Consider the following 19,566-nt stretch of genomic DNA (forward strand, 5'->3'; position numbering starts at 1 on the left):
GCGATGCCCGCGGCCGCGGCGCGCGGCGGCGGCACGGGCGCGCCCGCGCCCGAGGCGGCGGCGGCAGTCCCCGCCGCCTCGGAAGCCCTCGCGCCCCAGCGCCAAGCGGCGGAGCGGCTGAGCCGTGCCGCCGCCCTGCTGGCGCCGCATCCGTCGTTGGCCGCGGCCGTGGAGGGCATGCGCGACAAAGCGGAGCGTCTGCGCAGCAGCCGGTTCACGATCGCGCTGTTCGGGGCGTTCAGCGCGGGCAAATCCTCGCTCGCCAACGCCCTGCTCGGCGAAGCGGTGCTGCCGGTCTCGCCGAATCCGACGACGGCGGCGGTCAACCGGATCGTGCCGCCGACGGCGGAGCGGCCGCACGGCACCGCGGCCGTCTGGATGAAATCGCGCGACGCGATGCTCGGCGACCTGCGCTATTCGCTCGGCTTGCTGGGTGAGGATGCCGCGAAGCTGGGCGACGCCGCGCTGCTGCAAGCGATCCACAAGCTCTCGCCGGACGGCGTGCACGCCGGCGGGCGGCCGCATTACAGCTTCCTGAAGGCGGCCGCCAAGGGCTGGGCTCAGCACGAGGCGCTGCTCGGGCAGCAGCTCGCCGTCAGCGGCGAGGAATACCGCCGTTACGTCGCGGAGGAGTCGCGTTCCTGCTTCGTGAGCGAGATCGAGCTCTATCATGCCAATCCGTTGACCGCGCAAGGCATCGTGCTCGTCGATACCCCGGGCGCGGATTCCGTCAACGCGCGGCATACGGGCGTGGCGTTCAATTACATCAAGAACGCCGACGCGATCCTGTTCGTCACCTACTACAATCACGCCTTCTCGCAGGCCGACCGTCAATTCCTGATGCAGCTCGGCCGCGTGAAGGATCAGTTCGAGCTCGATAAGATGTTTTTCATCGTCAATGCCGCCGACCTGGCCGCGAACCAGGAAGAGCTGGAGGGCGTGCTCGCGCACGTGGAGCGCAACCTCCAGCAGCATGGCATCCGTTTCCCGCGGATGTTCCCGGTGTCGAGCCTGCAGGCGCTGGACGGCAAACGCACGGGCGTGAGCCGGCTCATCGCGGAATCGGGCATCGGCGCGTTCGAGGAAGCGTTCCTCGGCTTCACGCGCAACGATCTGGGCATGCTCGCGGTCGCGTCCGCGGAGCAGGAGCTGGAACGCGCCCGCCGCACGATCGCCAACTGGCTGGAAGCCGCGTCCGGCGACGAGGCGTCGCGCGAGCGCGCCCGCGCTGCCCTCTCGGCCAACGCCGAGCAAGCGCTGCGCCTGGCAGGGGAGCTGGATCAGCCGAAGCAGCACGCGCAGCTGCAGCAGGAGCTGAAGGAGCTGCTGTTCTACGTGCTGCAGCGGGTGCAGTTCCGCTTCGGCGACCATTATCATTTTGCCTTTAATCCGGCCGCGCTGCAGGACGACGGCAGAGATTTGAAGAAAGCGATGTGGACGTCGTGGCTGGAGCTGCAGCGGCTGCTGCAGATCGAGCTTGCCCAGGAGCTGGAGGCGACATCGCTGCGCGTCGACAATACGCTCAACCGGCTCGCGGCGAAGCAGCATGCGGATACCGCGGAGCAAGCGGCCGAATTGCTGGACGGCTTCGCACCGACCCCGTATAAACCGCTGGCGCTGCCGACGCCGGAGGAACAGCCGGCCTGGACGGCGGATTCCGTCGACCTCAAGCTGCTCTGGAGCAAATTCAAGTCGCCGAAGCATTTCTTCGAAGGCGAAGGGAAAACCGCGCTTCGCGCCGTGCTGGAGAAAGAGCTCGCCGGGCCGCTGCAGGCGTGGATGCAGGAGGCGGAGCTGGCTTGGAGCGGCCGCTACGACGGCCTCATGCAGCAGGCGTCCGCCGCCGGCGCCGCCTTGCTGCGGGCCGATATCGAAGCGTTCTGCCATGGCAAGCTGGCCTCCTTGTCCGGCACGACGGATTTGAACGAGCTGCGCCGCGTGCAGGGGGAACTGCTCGCGCTGTAACATTTTCCGCTAACCATGCAAAGAAGCTTATCTGCGCCTTTAAGAGGCGATAGATAAGCTTCTTTTTGCTAGGCGGAGAAAGAGCGGCGCGCCAGGCGCCGAAGCGCGTGTCGGAAGAGGGCGCGGCCCCCTTCGTTTCCGCATGAAAATAATCATGCAAAAACGAAGGCAAATGTGCAAAAACGGAGGAATATGGCCCTATTTGCCACGATTTCAGACGATATCGAAGAATACCCCCTTACTTTTGAGCAGGATGGAAGCGGAAGCGAATATTGTCAACTATATGCCCCCGCACTCTGTTTGCCGTACCGGACGGAGGCTGTTAATATTCAGTCATATCGCGAAGAACGGCCGACGTCCAGCGCGGCGCGGCGCGTTTCTTCCCAGAAAAAACTCTATATCAGCACAGGGAGAGGGTTACCCAATTGGAAGTCTTCAGGCAGCTTAAACCGTATTACTGGAGCGAACGACGAAGTTTGATCGCGTCGATCGCCTTCATGATCTGCGCAACCGCGCTCGGACTCGTTTATCCGAACATGCTGCGCGTGCTCATCGACGACGTTATCGTCCCGAAAAATTTCACGTGGGTGCCGGGACTGTCGCTCGCGGTGGTCGGGGTCGTATTCATTAAAGGAAGCATGGCGTTCCTGTCCGGGTTGTTCGGCGGACGGTTAGGGAACCGGGTCGCGTACCGGCTGCGCAATGCCTGCTACGAGAAGCTGCAGTCGCTGTCTTTTCAGTATTACGACACCGCCAAGACCGGAGACCTGATGTCCCGGCTGACGGCCGATCTCGAGGCGGTCCGGAACTTCATCGGCTTCGGGTTTACCCAGATGCTGAACATGGTGCTCATGATCGTGTTCGGGGCGGCGATGATGTTCTCGATCCACTGGCAGCTGACGCTGATCACGCTGTGCACGATGCCGTTCCTGGCCTTCACCGCCATGCGGTTCGAGAAGCTGATTCACCCGGCTTTCCGCGAGATGCGGCAGGCGATGAGCAATCTGACGACCGCGGTCCAAGAGAACATCACGGGCGTGCGCACGGTCAAATCCTTCGCCCGCGAATCGTTCGAGATGGATAAATTCTCGCAGCGGAGCGAGTCGTACAAAAACAACCAAATCGGCGCGTCCGGCCTATGGGGCCGCTACTTCCCGGTCATGGAGCTGCTCGGAAGCCTCTGCGTCGTCATTCTGCTCGTCGCGGGCGGACGGCTCGTCATCAATCATTCCATCACGCTCGGCCAGATGGTCGCTTTCTACAGCATGCTGTGGTACATCATCGGACCGATGTGGAGCATCGGCTTTCAAATCAATAACTATACGCAGTCCAAAGCGTCCGGCGAACGGCTGGTCGGCCTGCTGAACGAGTATGTACACGTCAAAGACAACGAGCATGCGATCGTGCCGGACGAAGCGAATGTCAAAGGCCATGTGGAATTCCAAAACGTGACCTTCAACTACGCCGACAAAGCGCCTGCGCTGACCAATGTCAGCATCGACGCCAAACCGGGCATGGTCATCGGCCTCCTCGGCGGCACCGGTGCCGGGAAATCGACCGTCATTCAACTGCTGATGCGGGCATACAACGTCAAATCGGGCAAAATCCTGCTCGACGGCATCGATATCCGCGACTTGTCGCTGGAGAGCCTGCGCGGCCAAATCTCGACCGTCTTCCAAGAAACGTTCCTGTTCTCCTGCTCGATCCGGGACAACATCGCCTACGGCGTCGATGGCATCACGACGGAGCAGATCATCCAGGCGTCGAAGCTGGCGAAGGCGCATGATTTCATCATGGAGCTGCCGGAAGGCTACGACACCGTTGTCGGCGAACGCGGCATGGGGCTGTCCGGCGGGCAGAAGCAGCGGATCGCCATCGCGCGGGCGCTGATCAAGAATCCGCGCATCCTCATTCTGGACGACGCGACAAGCGCCGTCGACATGGAGACGGAACACGAGATTCAAGCCGGGTTCAAGGAAGTCATGGCCGGGCGCACCACGTTCATTATCGCGCATCGGATCTCGTCGCTTCGCCATGCCGACGAAATCATCGTGCTCGAGGAAGGCCATGTCGCGCAGCGCGGCACGCACGATCAGCTGGTTAACCTTCCGGGACGTTACCGGGACACGTACGACATTCAATATGCCGACCGTCCTTTGACCGCCGAGGAGATTATCGCACGAGTGGAAAGAGGGGTCGTACAGTGAGCGAGCAAGACGTAAAAAAGCCTCGCGGCGCGCATGAACGATTTATTTACAAAGATGACGACGCGATCGAGAAACCGTTCAACTGGTCGCAGATCAGACGATTGTTTACCTACATGAAGCCTTACCGCAAGCAGCTGCTGCCCGTCATCATCATCACGATGGTGCTGGGCACGCTGACCCGGCTGGCCATCCCGGCCTTGTTCATCAAGGCGATCGACGATGCGATCCAGCCGAAGGACGGCGGCGCGCCGAGCCTTCAGAGACTGTACGCGTACGCCGGAATCATGCTCGCGCTCTATATTATTCAATGGGCGGCTAACACGTTCCGGATCAAATTCACGAACATGATCGGCCAACAGGTCATCTACGACCTTCGCCATGATTTGTTCCGGCATATCCAGAAGCTGTCGTTCCGCTTCTTCGACAAGCGCCCGGCGGGCTCCGTCCTCGTCCGGGTCACGAACGACGTCAACGCGCTGCAGGACTTGTTCACGAACGGCGTCGTCAACCTGCTCATGGACATGGTGCAGCTGGTCGGGATCGTCATTATCCTGCTCGTCTGGAACTTCAAGCTCGGCCTCGCGATCATGATCACCGTGCCGCTGATGTTCGTCGTCTCGACGGCGCTTCGCCGGCGGATCCGGTTCGCCTGGCAGGACGTGCGGATGAAGCAGTCCCGCATCAACGCGCATTTGAACGAAAGCATCCAGGGCATGCGCGTCACGCAGTCGTATACGCAGGAGAAATCCAATTTTCAATTCTTCGAAGGCATCAACCAGACGAACATCAAAGCATGGAACAAAGCGTCGGCGCTCAACCAAGCCTTCGGTCCGATCATCGAGGTCACCTCCGCGGTCGGTACGCTGATCCTGTTCTGGTACGGCTCCCATCTGATCGCGATCGGCGCCATCACCGTCGGCTTGCTCGTCGGCTTCGCCAACTACGTCGGCAACTTCTGGGATCCCATCAACCGCCTCGGCCAGATGTACGCCCAGCTGCTCATCGCGATGGCTTCCTCGGAGCGGATCTTCGAGTTCATCGACGAGAAGCCGACGGTCGGCGAGCTGACGGAAGCCCGTTCGCTGCCGCGAATCTTCGGCGACGTTCATTTCGAGAACATCGTGTTCGAATACGAGAAAGGGCGTCCTGCCCTCAAGGGCATCGACCTGCATGTGAGAGCGGGCGAGACGATCGCGCTCGTCGGCCATACAGGGTCGGGCAAGAGCACGATCATGAACCTGCTGTGCCGGTTCTACGATCCCGTCGAAGGCGCCGTCAAGATCGACGGCGTCGACATCCGGACGGTCAGCCTCGAGAGCCTGCGCTCGCAAGTCGGCGTCGTGCTGCAGGATACGTTTATCTTCTCCGGCACCATCCGCGAGAACATTCGGTTCGGCCGGCTGGACGCGACCGACGACGAGATCGTCAAGGCCGCGACCGCGGTCGACGCGCACGATTTCATCATGAACCTGCCCGACGGCTACGATACGGAAGTGCAGGAGCGCGGCAATATCTTGTCCATGGGCCAGCGCCAGCTGTTATCGTTCGCCCGGGCGCTGCTCGCCGATCCGCGCGTGCTTATCCTCGACGAAGCGACGGCGAGCATCGATACCGAGACCGAGCTGAAGATCCAGGAAGCGCTGAAGAAGCTGCTTCAAGGCCGGACGTCCTTCATCGTCGCGCACCGGTTGTCGACCATCCGCAACGCCGATCGCATCGTCGTGCTGGATCACGGCCAGATCGTCGAGCAGGGCAGCCATGACGAGCTGATTCGTCACAAGGGCACGTATAACGGTTTGATCGAAGCGCAGTACCGGTTTTTATCGGCTTGATTCTTGATTTTTCGGCAAGGAACCTCCACAATGGAAGAAAACGCGCGCGACGGCAGGAATTGCGGGAACGATATCCCGGTCCTGCCCGCGCGATCTTCCAGGAGGTTCTTTTTTTCTATGCATGGATCGCCGCTTTCCGTTAATGCCCGTAAAATCATGCTGCTCGGCTCCGGTGAGCTCGGCAAGGAAGTCATCATCGAGGCGCAGCGCCTCGGCATCGAGACGATTGCCGTCGACCGCTACGAGAACGCGCCCGCGATGCAGGTCGCGCACCGCGCTTATGTCATCGATATGCTGGATCCCGAAGCGCTTCGGGAGCTGATCCTGAAGGAAACGCCGGATCTGATCGTGCCGGAGATCGAGGCGATCGCGACGGGCGCGCTGGTCGAGCTGGAGCAGGAGGGCTGGGGCGTCATCCCGACGGCCCGCGCCGCGCTGCTGACGATGGACCGCGAAGGCATACGCCGGCTGGCCGCGGAGACGCTCGGTCTGCCGACGGCGCCGTACAGGTTCGCCGACACGCTCGAGGAACTGAAAGCGGCCGTCGCCGAGCTCGGCACGCCGTGCGTGATCAAGCCGATCATGAGCTCCTCCGGCAAAGGCCAGAGCGTCTGCAAAACCGAAGGCGATGCCGAAGCGTGCTGGCAGTACGCAATGGACGGCGGACGCGCCAAGAAGCAGCGCGTCATCGTCGAGGGCTTCGTCCATTTCGACTCCGAAATTACGCTGCTGACCGTGCGCTCCGCGTCGGGTACCGCGTTCTGCGCGCCGATCGGCCATGTGCAGAAGGACGGCGACTACATCGAATCCTGGCAGCCGCACGAGATGCCGCAGGGACAGATCGTTCAAGCCGAGGAGATCGCCCGCAGGGTGACGAACGAGCTGGGCGGCTACGGCATTTACGGCGTCGAGCTGTTCTTGACGAAGGACGGAGTTTTATTCAGCGAAGTGTCGCCGCGTCCGCACGATACCGGCATGGTGACCATGGCGACCCAGGATCTGTCGGAGTTCGCGCTGCACGCGCGCGCGATTCTGGGCTTCCCGATTCCGACGATCCGTCTGCTTACGCCGGGGGCGACGCATACGCTCAAGGCCGACCGCGACGCGGACGCGTTCCGGATCGACGGCCTGCAGGAGGCGCTCGCCGTGCCGAACACGCAGGTGCGCGTTTTCGGCAAGCCGGTCACGAAGCCGGGGCGCCGGATGGCCGTCGCGCTGAGCACGGCCGCAGACACGGAGCAGGCAAGGGCGCTGGCGAAGCAAGCCGCGCAATCCTTGACGATTCATTACGACGAATAAGCATGCACGCATTCCGAGCATCCCGATTGCGGCTTTCTCCCCTAGGAGAAATGCCGCGGGCATGCCCGGATTTTTTATTTGCCGGCGATCCGCGGCGCTTCCTTTCGGTGGATGAATTTGCAAATTGAACCAGAAAGCATTAACTTAAAAAGACTAAGAAATTGTTAAAGCAGTTGATTTCGAATTGAGGAGAGCACCGAGATGAGAACGTTATCCTCCGCTAACTTGTGGAAATTCATCGGAATCGCGGCCGTATTGTGCACCGTGATGCTGCTTGCGGGATTCGGCTACGCCGTGAAGGACATGCTGTATCCCAAGAGCGAAGCGTATTCGGGAAGCGAAGACCTTCCCGCGCTGCCGGCAGGCGGCAATTTGAGCGAAAGCAAGGAAATCAACGTCACGGCCATCGGCGATTCGCTGACCAAAGGAACCGGCGATTCGAGCGGAGAAGGCTACGTCAAGCAGCTGGTCGCCCTGCTGAAAACCAAATATCCGGACACCGCCGTCCGGCTGAACAATAACCTGGCCGTCAACGGCATGAAGGCCGACCAACTGGCCAAGCTGCTGGATACGGACAAAGGCTATCGCTTCGCGCTTCGGCAAGCGAATTTGATCGTCTTCACGATCGGCGGCAACGATCTGTTCCAGATCGCGGCGGGCGCGAGTCCGAGCCGGATGACGGGAGAATTGAAGCTGGACAAGCTGCAGGCGGAGCTCCCGCAGGGACTCGATCGGTTGGACGCAATCACGAAGCGGCTGAACGCGATCAACCCGAACGCGCATGTCGTCTACGTCGGCTTGTACAATCCGTTTTACGATATCGGCGACTACCGCGAAGGCTCCCTGCAAATCCAGAAATGGAACGAGCGGGCGTACGCGCTGCTGCACCGGTACCCCAACATGTCGATGGTGCCGACGTTCGATTTGTTCGAGAATACGATCAGCCGTTACCTGTCGTCCGACCATTTTCACCCGAACCATAACGGTTACGCGCAGATTGCCGCCCGAATCGTGCAATCGCTGGAGTAGGAGGAAGCGCCATGCAGAAGACGAACCATTCCGACGTCGTGTTGTCGGTCAAGAACGTCAAGAAACAGATCGGCGGCAAGCCGATCATCAAGAACGTCACGTTCGACGTCTACGGCGGGGAGATTTTCGGCTTTCTCGGTCCGAACGGCGCGGGCAAAACGACGACGATCCGCATGCTCGTCGATCTGATCAAGCCGACCTCCGGCGAAATCACGATCTGCGGCGAGGACATTCAGCGGCACCCGGAAGCCGCCCTGCGGAGCGTCGGCTGCATCGTCGAGAATCCGGAAGCCTACTCGTACATGACGGGCTGGGATAACCTCGAACACTTCGCGCGCATGCAGCGCGGCATCGACGAGGCCCGAATCCGGGAAGTCGTCGCCATCGTCGGCCTTGAAACCCGCATCCACGACAAGGTGAAAACCTTCTCGCTCGGCATGCGGCAGCGGCTCGGCATCGCGCAGGCGCTGCTCGGCCGTCCGAAGCTGCTCATTCTGGACGAGCCCACGAACGGCCTCGACCCCAAAGGGATCAAGGAGCTGCGAGAGTTCGTTCGCATGCTGGCCGATCAGGGCATGAGCTTGTTTATCTCGAGCCACCTGCTGAGCGAGATTCAGCTGATGTGCGACCGCGTCGCGATCATCAGCCGCGGCGAGGTGCTGGCCGTCGGCACGGTGGACGATCTCTTACGCGGCACGGACAATTACGTCGTCTGGCAATTCGAGCAGCCCGATGCGGGCAAGCGGCTGCTGGCGGGCGAGCGGGACGTGCGCATCGTGCCCGGGAACGAGCATCGGATCGACGAAAGCGTGCTTGCCGGCATGAAGGACGCGCAGATCACGACGATGAACCAGGACCGGGTCGCGGCGCTGGTCGCGAAAGCCGTGCGCGCGGGGATCGGCGTCGTATCGGTGCAAAGCATCGCGCCGACGCTGGAACAATTATTTTTGCGGATGACGGAGGGTGAAAGCATTGGATAGGCTGTTGCCTCTCATTCAAAATGAGACGCTCAAGATATGGAAAAAGAAACGGTTTTTCGTGATCGTCCTCGTGCTGTTGATCCTGATCCCGGTCTTTACGTACGCGCAGCTGCGAATCGCCGAGACGAACAAGAAGAACTTCAAGGACTGGCACAATCAGCTGGTTCAGCAAATCAACGAATATCAGAACATGCTCTCGAGCGACCGGATTCCCGACGAGTGGAAACGCTCGCGGCGGATCGCGGTCCAGCAGCTCCAATATTATCTGGATCACGACGTCAACCCGAATTCGCCGGACGGCGTGACGTTCACGCGCAGCTTCATGTCGAACGCGGTGACGCTGTTTTTCCCGCTGCTGGTGCTGGCGATCGCGTCCGATCTGGTGTCGGGTGAACGGACCTCGGGGACGATCAAGATGCTGCTGACAAGACCTGTAAGAAGGTGGAAGATATTGCTCAGCAAACTCGTCGCGCTCACCTTCTATGTTTCTTTGACCGTTGTAGTCAGCGGCGTTCTCTGTTATCTTATATCAGGCGCGGTATTCGGCTACAATGGCTGGGAAATACCTGTATTTACAGGTTTTGTCATTCAAGGCTCCTCCATCGAGAGCAGCTTCGTGCATGCGGTTCCCCAATGGCTCTATATGTTGATGGAAGCCGGGCTCATCTGGGTTTCTTCCATGACGGTGGCCATTCTCGCCTTGATGGTGTCAGTTCTCGTCCGCAGCACGTCGGCCAGCATCGTCACGATGATGGCGGCCGTCATTTCCGGGACGATATTGTCCAGCATGTCTTCCTCCTGGCACAGCGCCAAATTCATTTTCTCCGTCAACCTGCAGCTGACGGATTATTTAGCGGGCTCGCCGCCGCCGATCACGGGCATGACGCTCGGGTTTTCCCTGCTCATCCTGGCGTTTTGGGCCGCCGTGTCCCTGGCCGTTTCGTTCTCCGTCTTTACGAAACAGGACATCATGAATTAGAATAGCTTGAAGCAAGCGGCGCGGAACGCGATGAATCGAAGATGGCTTTCGAAGCGCTCCGTGCGCGGAGAAGGTTTATGGGCAAGACATAGCGAAATCATTTATCGCCATTGAAGCGCCTTGGATTGGCGACTGCATCCGGCGCGGGCAATGTCGCGTCAGGAAGGCATACAAGCAAGGCTATCGAAAAATCTGTTAGGAGGCTCTCTATGACTGATCAGCTGGATCTGTTTGCGGGCGAGAAAAATTCGGCTGCCGGCAACTACGACGCGGATGACATTCAGGTGCTGGAAGGTTTGACCGCCGTTCGCAAACGCCCTGGGATGTATATCGGGAGCACGAGCACCTCGGGCTTGCACCATCTTGTCTGGGAGATCGTCGACAATGCCGTCGACGAGCATCTGGCCAAGCATTGCTCCGCGATCGACGTCACGATCAACGGCGACGGCTCGGTGACGGTCCGCGACAACGGCCGGGGCATCCCGACCGGCATGCACAAGACCGGCATCCCGACGCCGCAGGTCGTCTTCACGATGCTGCACGCGGGCGGCAAGTTCGGCGGCGGGGGATACAAGAAATCCGGCGGCTTGCACGGCGTCGGCGCATCCGTCACGAACGCGCTGTCGGAGTGGCTCGAGGTTGAAATCTATCGCGACGGGAAGATACATAAGCAGCGCTTCGAATACTGGGTCGGCAAGGACGGCAAGGAGCATGTCGGCGAACCGGTGACCGGCCTCGAGGTCATGGGGAACACGAACCGGACCGGCACGAAGATCACGTTCAAGCCGGATGCCCGCGTATTCCACGGCCATACGTCGATCAATTACGAGACGCTTTCGGAGCGTCTGCAGGAAATCGCCTTTCTGAATTCCGGCTTGAAAGTGACCGTCAAGGACAACCGGAACGGCAAAGAGGATCAATATTACTACGAGGGCGGCGCGAAGCAGTTCGTGCAGTTTCTGAACGAAGACAAGACGGTGCTGCACGACGTCGTTCATTTCACCGGCGAGCGGGACGATATCGAGGTCGAAGTGGCGCTGCAATACAACGACGGCTACACGGAAACGATGGCTTCGTTCGTCAACGCCATTCCGACGCGGGGCGGCGGCACGCACGAAACGGGCTTCAAAACGGCCTATACGCGCGTCATGAACGATTATGCCCGCAAAAACGCGCTGCTCAAGGAAAAAGACAAGAATCTGGACGGCAACGATCTGCGCGAAGGCATGATGGCCGTCATCAACATCAAGATGGCGGACGTGGAATTCGTCGGCCAGACGAAGGATCAGCTCGGCAGCTCGTCGGCCAGAAGCGCCGTCGACGCGATCGTGTCCGAGAAGATGCAGGTTTTCCTGGAGGAAAACCCGCAAGTGGCCCAGCTGCTGCTGAAGAAAGCGGTACAGGCGTCGAGAGCCCGCGAAGCGGCCCGCAAGGCGCGCGACGAGATCCGCAGCGGCAAGAAGAAGAGCGAGAGCTCCAACCTGAACGGCAAGCTTTCGCCCGCGCAGTCGAAGGACGTGTCGCGGACGGAATTGTTCATCGTGGAAGGCGATTCCGCCGGCGGTTCCGCCAAGCAGGGACGCGATTCCAAATTCCAAGCCATTCTTCCGCTCAAAGGCAAGCCGATGAACCCGGAGAAGGCCAAGCTGCTGGATATTCTGAAAAACGACGAATACAAGGCGGTTATCGCGGCCATCGGCGCCGGCATCGGCCCCGAATTCGACGCGGAATCGTGTAATTATAGCAAAATCATCATTATGACGGATGCCGATACGGACGGCGCGCATATCCAAGTGCTGCTGCTGACGTTCTTTTACCGCTACATGAAGCCGCTCATCGATTCCGGACGCGTCTTCATCGCCCAGCCGCCGCTCTACAAGATCACCCGCAAAACCGGCAAGCTGGAGACGGTGCGTTACGCCTGGTCGGACGAGCAGCTTCAGAACTACCTGAAGGAATTCGGGAAGAACTTCGAGCTGCAGCGCTATAAAGGACTCGGCGAGATGAATCCGGAGCAGCTGTGGGAGACGACGATGAACCAGGAAACCCGGACGCTGCTGCAGGTGCAGATCGAGGATGCCGCGAAGGCGGAACGCCGCGTCTCCACGCTGATGGGCGACAAGGTCGATCCGCGCAAGAAGTGGATCGTGGAGAACGTCGACTTCACGGAGTTCGAGGAATAATCAATTGAGGAGAGTATCGGCATGAGTATGCTGGAACAGTTTTTACCGGCGTTTCTGGAGGAGGTCGTCGGCGACCGCTTCGGACGCTACTCCAAATACATCATTCAAGACCGCGCCATTCCCGACGTTCGCGACGGGCTGAAGCCGGTGCAGCGGCGGATTCTGTACGCGATGTACGATGCGGGCAACACCCCGGACAAAGGCTACCGCAAATCCGCGAAAACGGTCGGAGACGTCATGGGCAATTACCATCCCCACGGCGATTCGTCCATTTACGAGGGCATGGTCCGGATGGCGCAGCCTTGGAAAATGGGCCATATGCTGATCGACGGCCACGGCAACTGGGGCTCGATCGACGACGATCCGGCCGCCGCGATGCGGTATACGGAAGCGCGTTTGTCGTCCATCGCCATGGAGCTGCTCCGCGATATCGAGAAGCGGACGGTCTTGTTCAAGGATAACTTCGACAATACGACGAAGGAGCCGGTCGTGCTGCCTTCGCGCTACCCGAACCTGCTCGTCAACGGCGTAAGCGGCATATCGTCGGGCTTTGCCACGGAAATCCCGCCGCATAACCTGCGCGAGGTCATCGACGCCTGCAAGGCGATCATGGATAATCCGGCGATCGAGCTGGAGCAGCTGATGACGATCGTGAAAGGCCCCGATTTCCCGACCGGCGGCATGATCATGGGCGAGGACGGCATCCGCGACGCGTATCAAACCGGAAAAGGGCGCATCTATCACCGTTCCAAAACGGAGATCGAGGAGCTGAAGGGCGGGCGCCAGCAAATCGTCATTACCGAGATTCCGTTCCAGGTCGTCAAATCCCGCCTCGTCACCGCGATGGAAAACATCCGGATCGAGAAGCGGGTGGAGGGCATCGCGGAGGTGCGCGACGAGAGCGGCCGCAACGGGCTTCGCATCGTCATCGAGCTGAAGAAGGAAGCCGACGCGCAGGGGATACTGGCCTATCTGCTGAAGAAAACGGATCTGCAGGTCGCGTACAACTTCAACATGGTCGCGATCGTCAACAAAACGCCTCAACAGCTTGGCCTGAAAGCCATCCTCGACGCGTATATCGCGCATCAGAAGGAAGTCGTCACGTTCCGGTCCCGCTACGAGCTGGAGAAGGCCGAGGACCGCGCCCACGTGCTCGAGGGCTTGGCGAAGGCGCTGAACCTGCTGGACGAGATCATCGCCACGATCAAGGGATCGAAGAACCGCCAGGATGCGCAGAACAACCTGGTTGCCCAGTTCGCGTTCTCCGAGCGCCAAGCGGACGCGATCCTGACCTTGCAATTGTACCGTCTGACGAATTTGGAGATCACGTCGATCGAGAAGGAACTGAAAGACATCCAGAAACGGATCGCTTACCTGCGTTCCATTCTCGACAGCGAGAAGAAGCTGCTCGGCGTCATCAAGGACGAGCTGACGGAGATTCGCGAGAAGTACGGCATCGACCGCCGCTCCGATATCCGGGGCGAAGTGGAAGAGCTGAAGGTCAATCTGGAAGTCATCGTCGCGGCCGAGGACGTGTTCGTCACGCTGAGCCAGGACGGTTACATCAAACGGACGTCGAAGCTATCGTTCACGCGCTCGGGCGGCGAATTGGCCAGCGCGGGGGTCAAGGAAGGCGACGTGATCCGCACGCTGCTGGACGTGAATACGATCGACCAGCTGCTGCTCTTCACGCGCAAGGGGCAGTATTACCAACTGCCGGTTCATCTCATACCGGAGTTCAAGTGGAAGGATACCGGAACGGCGGTCGTGAACGTCGTGCCGATGCCGAAGGACGACAGCATCGTCAGCATCGTTCCGGTCAAGGATTTCGAGATCCCGGGCCGTTCGCTCGTCTTCGTGACGAAGCGCGGGCAGGTGAAGCGCTCCGAGCTGAAAGATTATAAATCCTCGCGCTCGACGGCCATCGCGGCCGTCAAGCTCGCGGAAGGCGACGACGTGCTGCGCGTCATGCCGAGCGACAACGCGAAGGAGCTGCTCCTCATCACGAAGAGCGGCATGAGCATCCGTTTCGCGGAAAGCGAGGTCAGCACGATGGGCCGCGTCGCCGCGGGCGTCCGCGGCATCGCGCTTCGCGAGGACGACGAGATCGTGGCCGCGGAAATGGTCAGCGGCGACGAAGGAGAAGTGCTTGTCCTCACGGAGCTGGGTTACGGCAAACGCTCGCTGCTGCTGGATTATCCGATGCAGGGCAGGGGCGGCAAAGGCGTGGCGACCTTCGAGTTCAAGGAAGGCAAGCGCGTGCGTTCCAACGGGGAGCATCTCATCGGCGGCCTGCATTGCAAGGACGAGCGGGAGCTTGTTCTGCTGACGGCATCGGGCGCGGCGCTCTCGGTATCGACCGAGAAAGCGCCGATCGAGGACCGCAAGTCGACCGGACGCGCATTGTCCGCGATCGATAAGAAGGACGTCCTCGTCGCCTTGTTCGTCCGGGCGGATTTGCAGCAGCAGCCGGATTAATCGAACGGTTGATGCGGGGAATCCCGTTGCTCGAGCATCTCCACCAGCAATTCAAGCACGACCCACAATGGCGCCGGTTCATCAAGCCGGTCCAGCCATTGCGGGTCTTTTTGTATTCCGAATCGGGTCAGCTTGCGCAATAATTCCAGCTTGCGATCCTCCATATGCGATCACGCCCCTGTTCGATGATTCGAGCCGGTACAACAGCCTATGGCACCAGTGTATGTCTAAAGCTGTCAAATGGTTCTCTATTATCGCGATTAAGGGGACAAAATATTAACTGCATTAACCTTAAATTCGACAATGGCCCATGGTATAATGAGGTATAAGCATAAATCGGACAGAAAGCGGGTGATGGTCATCGTTTCTGCGGAATTTGCCCGGCTGTGGATGAAGATGACGAAGGAGTGGAAGACGCATCTGGAGGATGAGCTTGCGCCTCACTTGACGGAAGGCCAGTTGGTGGTATTGGAGCTGTTGGAGCAGCATCAGCCGATGAAGCCGTCGGATTTGCTGGCTTATTTGGCCACGACCCCGGCCGCGATCACGACCCTGCTCGACCGCATGGAGCGCGGCGGCCTCGTGGTCCGCAACCGGGACGAGAGCGACCGGCGGATCGTCTGGGTTACCTTGACGGAGAAAGGAACGACGGAAGCCTCGCGCGGCGTCGCCATCCGCGATGCGTACATCACCGAAGCGCTTGACCGGATCTCCCTGCACAATCAGCAGCTGCTCGTGTATTTGCTCGGCAAAGTCGCCAATTCGTAAGACCGTTCCCGACAAAAAAACCGTCCAACCCGGAATGAAGGTTGGACGGTTATTTGCCGTTACGGGGCGGCCTGCAGCTGCACCGGCACGCTGTGCATCGACGCGATCCGCTTCGATACCTGCGCATAGGTGCTCTTCAGCGTCGCGTAATCGGCGGCCGTCAGATCAGGCAGCGATTTGGCGGCCAACACGTCCGCGACCGGAACGACCGCATAGCGGCTGACGCCTTTGACGGTCGTGCGATGCACCCATGTCGGAATCGTCGCGACGCCGCCGATGGTCGCCAGGCCGTGTTCCTTATGGATCCGCACCTTGTAGATCACGCCGTAATCCTTGGTGTTCCCGCGTTGGTTGGAAATAAAATTGCCCATGGAATAAATGATAAGGCCTTTTCTGACGGAGCCGTCCGGATTGGTTACCTCAGCGAACTCGTAAGGCTGCACGACATGGGGGTGGGAGCCGGCGATGATATCGGCCCCGGCCGCGACGAGCGCGCGCGCCAGCTGCTTCTGGGCGTCGTTCGGCATCGTCTGGTACTCCGTGCCGAAATGCAGGCACACCGTAACGAAATCCGCGCCTGCCGCCTTCAGCCGGCCGATATCCCGAATCATCGCCTGCTCGTCGATCAGGGAGACGGCATACGGCTGCTCCTTCGGGAGCGGGATGCCGTTTGTGCCGTACGTGTACGCCAGCAGACCCATGGAGATTCCGTTATGCGTCACGATCGTCAGCTTGTCCGCTTCCGCCTTGGAACGCGCGGTGCCCTTCGTATCGAATCCGAGCGCCTGCAGCTTCGCAAGCGTCATGGCGATGCCCTGGGCGCCGCGGTCCATGGCATGGTTATTGGCGTTGGTCACCGTCGTGAAGCCCGCGTATTTCAGCGCGTCCGCCAGCTCGGGCGGCGCATTGAAGCGGGGATAGCCGGACAATCCGAGCGGCTTGCCGGCGATCGGCGTCTCCAGGTTGGCGAGCGTCCAGTCGCCCTGCTCGAGAATCGGTTTGACTTGCGCGAAGAAGGGCTTGAAATTGTACGTCTTCGTGCGCGCGTCGTAGGCGCCGGGAAGCTGCGGCGCGTGCATCATCACGTCGCCGACGGCGATCAGCGTCGCGTCGGACGGGCCTTCGTCGGCCGGCGGAGGGGGCGAACCGCCTTCGTCGTGGCCCTCGCTCGGCTGGTCCCCGGTTTGCTGGCCGTCGGCGTTCCCGCCGCCCTTCGTTTGATCGGCATCCGAAGGCGAGTCGCCCGCGGGCGTTTGATCGCCGCCGGGCGATGCGGGTTCGGACGGATGCGCGTCAGCGCCAGGCTGGCCGCCCTCCGTTTGAACCGGCGGTTTGCCCGTGTCTGCGGACGGTTCGGGCTTCCCGGGATCGAGCTCGATCCGCGACATGCAGCTGCCGATCAGCACGAGGGCGATCAAGCCGAGGAGGATCAAGTTGAGGCGATGATGCCGGCGGCGTTTCATCGGGATTCCCTCCCTTCGCGTCCCGGCAAGGCCAGCGCTGCGGCGAAATCCTCCTCCTCGAAACGGGTCCAAGGCTCGGCTGCGGGCGGCTGCGCGACGATCGTCAGCCATTCTTTCGAGACGGGATGCGCGACGCCGACGGACGTCGACCATAAGGCGATATCCTGTTCCCCTTGCACGGGAGGCGCGCCGTATTTGCGGTCGTAGACGAGCGGGCAGCCGACGGCCGCCAGCTGCGCCCGGATCTGGTGCGATCTACCGGTCAGCAGCCGGACCGCGATCAATGCGTACGGGCCTTTGCGGGCGATCACCGTGTAATCGAGGATCGCTTCCTTGGCGTCCGGCACCGGTTTGTCGTGAACGGTCACGACATTGCGCGCGGCATCCTTGCGCAGGTAATGCTTCAGACGGCCGGAAAGGGCCGCTGGAGCGCCGTGCGCGACGGCGAGGTATAATTTGTCAAAGCTGCGGCTGCGCACGGACTCCGAGAGCCGTGAGGCCGCCTTCGACGTTTTGGCGAAGAGCATCGCGCCGCCGACGGGACGGTCCAAACGATGGACAAGCCCGACATAGACGTTGCCGGGCTTGTCGTAACGCATCTTCAAATCTTCCTTGAGGAGCGTCACCATGTCGGGCTCGCCCGTCTCGTCGGCCTGGGACAGCATGCCCGGCGGCTTCACGACGGCGAGCAGATGGTTATCCTCGTACAGCACGGGCAGCAGCGGAGCAGGAGCGGGCCTGCCGGCGCCGCTCATCCTACTGGCCCTCCCAGCGGCCCAGTATGCCGCAGGGCAGCGTCAAGCCCGACGCGGTGATCGGAATCCCGATTTCCCCGCAGTGGATGCTGCCCTTGAATTTGCGGCTGACCGTCATTTGCAGCATGTTGTGGAGCACGGTCGGCGACAGTCCCGTCGTGTACGAGTTCACCAGCACGAACAGCGGGTTCTCGGAGAGAATCGTCGTGCAGAATTCCAGGAACGGAAACAGGTTTTGCTCGAGCTTCCACATCTCGCCGTTCGGGCCGCGGCCGTAGGAAGGCGGATCCATGATGATCGCGTCGTACCGTTTGCCGCGGCGTTCCTCCCGCTGCACGAATTTGAACACGTCGTCCGTGATATAGCGGACCGGGGCGGAGGCGAGCCCGGACAGCTCGGCGTTTTCCTTCGCCCACTGCACCATGCCCTTGGAGGCGTCGACGTGGCAGACCTCGGCGCCGGTGGCCGCGGCGGCGACCGTCGCGCCGCCCGTGTAGGCGAATAGGTTGAGCACGTTGATCGGCCGGCCGGCATTGCGGATCTTGTCCATCATCCACGTCCAATTGACCGCCTGTTCCGGGAACAAGCCGGTGTGCTTGAAGCTGGTCGGCTTGATATGGAATTTCAGCTCGCCGTAGGAGATCGACCAGCGATCCGGCATCTTCGTGCGGAACTCCCATTCGCCGCCGCCCGAGGAGCTGCGGTGATAGTGGCCGTCGGCCGTCTTCCAGCGGCCGGTCTCGCTCGCGATCGGCCAGATGACCTGCGGATCTGGCCTGCGGAGCACGAAGGACCCCCAACGTTCCAGTTTTTCACCGTTTCCGGTGTCGAGCAATTCGTAATCTTTCCATAAATCAGCGTTGTACATGCGTGTTTCCTTCCTTGATGTTGAATTTATAGCCTACGCCGCGGACCGTCACGATGTAGGTCGGATTGGCGGGATCGGGCTCGATCTTCTTGCGGAGATTGCTGACGTGCACCATGAGCGTCCGCGTATCGCCCATGCTGTCGTGACCCCAGACGATCGTGTACAGGTCATCCAAGGCGAATGCGCGGTTCGGCGTCTTCGCCAGGCGGACGAGCAGCTCGAACTCTTTGGTCGACAGGAACACTTCCTTGCCCCTGACGTGAACGGTGCGTCCGGGCAAATCGATGACGAGCCCGTCGAAGCGGAGCACTTCGCCCGCGGCCCTGTCGTACGGGCGCTGCCGGTCGTTGACGGACTGACGGCGCAGATGCGCCTTGACGCGCGCGACCAATTGGCTCGGACTGAACGGTTTCGTCATGTAATCGTCGCCGCCCACGGTCAGACCATGTATAATGTCAGTATCGTCGCTTTTGCAGCTGACAAACAGGATCGGGACGTCCGATACCGCGCGAATTTGCTTGCAGACGTCGAATCCGTCCATCTGCTTCATCTGCACGTCCAACACGATCAAATCCGGCTGAAACGAATCGGCGAACGCCAAGGCGTCCTCGCCGTTGTCCGTCGTTTGCACGAGGTAGCCTTCGCGCTCCATATACAAGGAAATCAGCTCGGTAATATCCGCTTCATCATCGACGACCAATATTTTGCTCCCAGACATTTTCCAGCTCCCCCTCTTCCTCGAACTATTATAGCGAATGTG

Annotated in this window: 15 protein-coding genes; 10 read left to right on the top strand and 5 right to left on the bottom strand. The window is 60.6% G+C overall.

Features of this window, described 5'->3' with window-relative positions; translation table 11 throughout:
- The 9 genes from GT019_RS28465 to gyrA form a co-directional block, all read left to right on the top strand.
- On the top strand, window positions 1–1,965 hold a 1,965-nt coding region (locus GT019_RS28465; RefSeq protein WP_201755633.1), incomplete at its 5' end, for a dynamin family protein.
- Between the two features lie 425 nt (window positions 1,966–2,390).
- The gene (locus GT019_RS28470; RefSeq protein ID WP_161746843.1) at window positions 2,391–4,172 is read left to right on the top strand and encodes an ABC transporter ATP-binding protein; all 1,782 of its coding nucleotides are present in this window, start codon (window positions 2,391–2,393) and stop codon (window positions 4,170–4,172) included.
- Window positions 4,169–6,004: an ABC transporter ATP-binding protein gene (locus tag GT019_RS28475; RefSeq protein WP_328804055.1), complete on the top strand. Its 1,836-nt coding sequence runs from the start codon at window positions 4,169–4,171 to the stop codon at window positions 6,002–6,004. The genes GT019_RS28470 and GT019_RS28475 overlap by 4 nt, the downstream gene beginning before the upstream one ends.
- Before the next feature lie 117 nt (window positions 6,005–6,121).
- Window positions 6,122–7,303 carry a formate-dependent phosphoribosylglycinamide formyltransferase gene (purT, locus tag GT019_RS28480; RefSeq protein WP_161746844.1) on the top strand — a complete coding sequence of 394 codons (1,182 nt, stop codon included), beginning with the start codon at window positions 6,122–6,124 and terminating at the stop codon, window positions 7,301–7,303.
- Window positions 7,304–7,504: 201 nt separating this feature from the next.
- Window positions 7,505–8,332 (top strand): GDSL-type esterase/lipase family protein, encoded by an 828-nt coding sequence (locus GT019_RS28485; protein WP_161746845.1) that lies wholly within the window; start codon window positions 7,505–7,507, stop codon window positions 8,330–8,332.
- Between the two features lie 11 nt (window positions 8,333–8,343).
- Complete coding sequence (locus tag GT019_RS28490; protein WP_161746846.1) at window positions 8,344–9,312, top strand: ABC transporter ATP-binding protein; 969 nt, start codon at window positions 8,344–8,346, stop codon at window positions 9,310–9,312.
- Window positions 9,305–10,291 carry an ABC transporter permease gene (locus GT019_RS28495; protein WP_161746847.1) on the top strand — a complete coding sequence of 329 codons (987 nt, stop codon included), beginning with the start codon at window positions 9,305–9,307 and terminating at the stop codon, window positions 10,289–10,291. Before GT019_RS28490 ends, GT019_RS28495 begins: the two co-directional genes overlap by 8 nt.
- Before the next feature lie 209 nt (window positions 10,292–10,500).
- Complete coding sequence (gene parE / locus GT019_RS28500) at window positions 10,501–12,474, top strand: DNA topoisomerase IV subunit B (protein ID WP_161746848.1); 1,974 nt, start codon at window positions 10,501–10,503, stop codon at window positions 12,472–12,474.
- 21 nt (window positions 12,475–12,495) lie between these two features.
- On the top strand, window positions 12,496–14,952 hold the full coding sequence (gene gyrA, locus GT019_RS28505) for a DNA gyrase subunit A (protein WP_161746849.1): 2,457 nt from the start codon (window positions 12,496–12,498) through the stop codon (window positions 14,950–14,952).
- Here gyrA and GT019_RS31670 read toward each other — a convergent pair.
- Entirely contained in the window at window positions 14,949–15,116 is a 168-nt protein-coding gene (locus GT019_RS31670; protein ID WP_201755634.1) for a hypothetical protein, read from the bottom strand. The two genes, gyrA and GT019_RS31670, sit on opposite strands and share 4 nt — an antisense overlap.
- A 196-nt stretch (window positions 15,117–15,312) precedes the next feature.
- Between GT019_RS31670 and GT019_RS28510 the strand changes: the two genes are divergently transcribed.
- Window positions 15,313–15,720, top strand: a complete 408-nt coding sequence (locus GT019_RS28510; RefSeq protein ID WP_161746926.1) for a MarR family winged helix-turn-helix transcriptional regulator — start codon at window positions 15,313–15,315, stop codon at window positions 15,718–15,720.
- Between the two features lie 59 nt (window positions 15,721–15,779).
- Here the strand turns inward: GT019_RS28510 and GT019_RS28515 are convergent, their stop codons facing one another.
- From GT019_RS28515 to GT019_RS28530, 4 genes are read right to left on the bottom strand one after another with little or no spacing between them, the layout of a single operon-like run.
- Window positions 15,780–17,183 carry a CapA family protein gene (locus tag GT019_RS28515; RefSeq protein WP_235949574.1) on the bottom strand — a complete coding sequence of 468 codons (1,404 nt, stop codon included), beginning with the start codon at window positions 17,181–17,183 and terminating at the stop codon, window positions 15,780–15,782.
- Complete coding sequence (locus GT019_RS28520; protein WP_161746850.1) at window positions 17,180–17,938, bottom strand: RluA family pseudouridine synthase; 759 nt, start codon at window positions 17,936–17,938, stop codon at window positions 17,180–17,182. The genes GT019_RS28515 and GT019_RS28520 overlap by 4 nt, the downstream gene beginning before the upstream one ends.
- Before the next feature lies 1 nt (window position 17,939).
- Complete coding sequence (locus GT019_RS28525; RefSeq protein WP_161746851.1) at window positions 17,940–18,806, bottom strand: class I SAM-dependent methyltransferase; 867 nt, start codon at window positions 18,804–18,806, stop codon at window positions 17,940–17,942.
- Window positions 18,793–19,524, bottom strand: a complete 732-nt coding sequence (locus tag GT019_RS28530) for a response regulator transcription factor (protein ID WP_161746852.1) — start codon at window positions 19,522–19,524, stop codon at window positions 18,793–18,795. The genes GT019_RS28525 and GT019_RS28530 overlap by 14 nt, the downstream gene beginning before the upstream one ends.
- Between the last annotated feature and the right edge of the window lie 42 nt (window positions 19,525–19,566).

This window comes from Paenibacillus glycinis (genome assembly GCF_009909185.1).
GTDB classification, from domain to species: domain Bacteria; phylum Bacillota; class Bacilli; order Paenibacillales; family Paenibacillaceae; genus Paenibacillus_Z; species Paenibacillus_Z glycinis.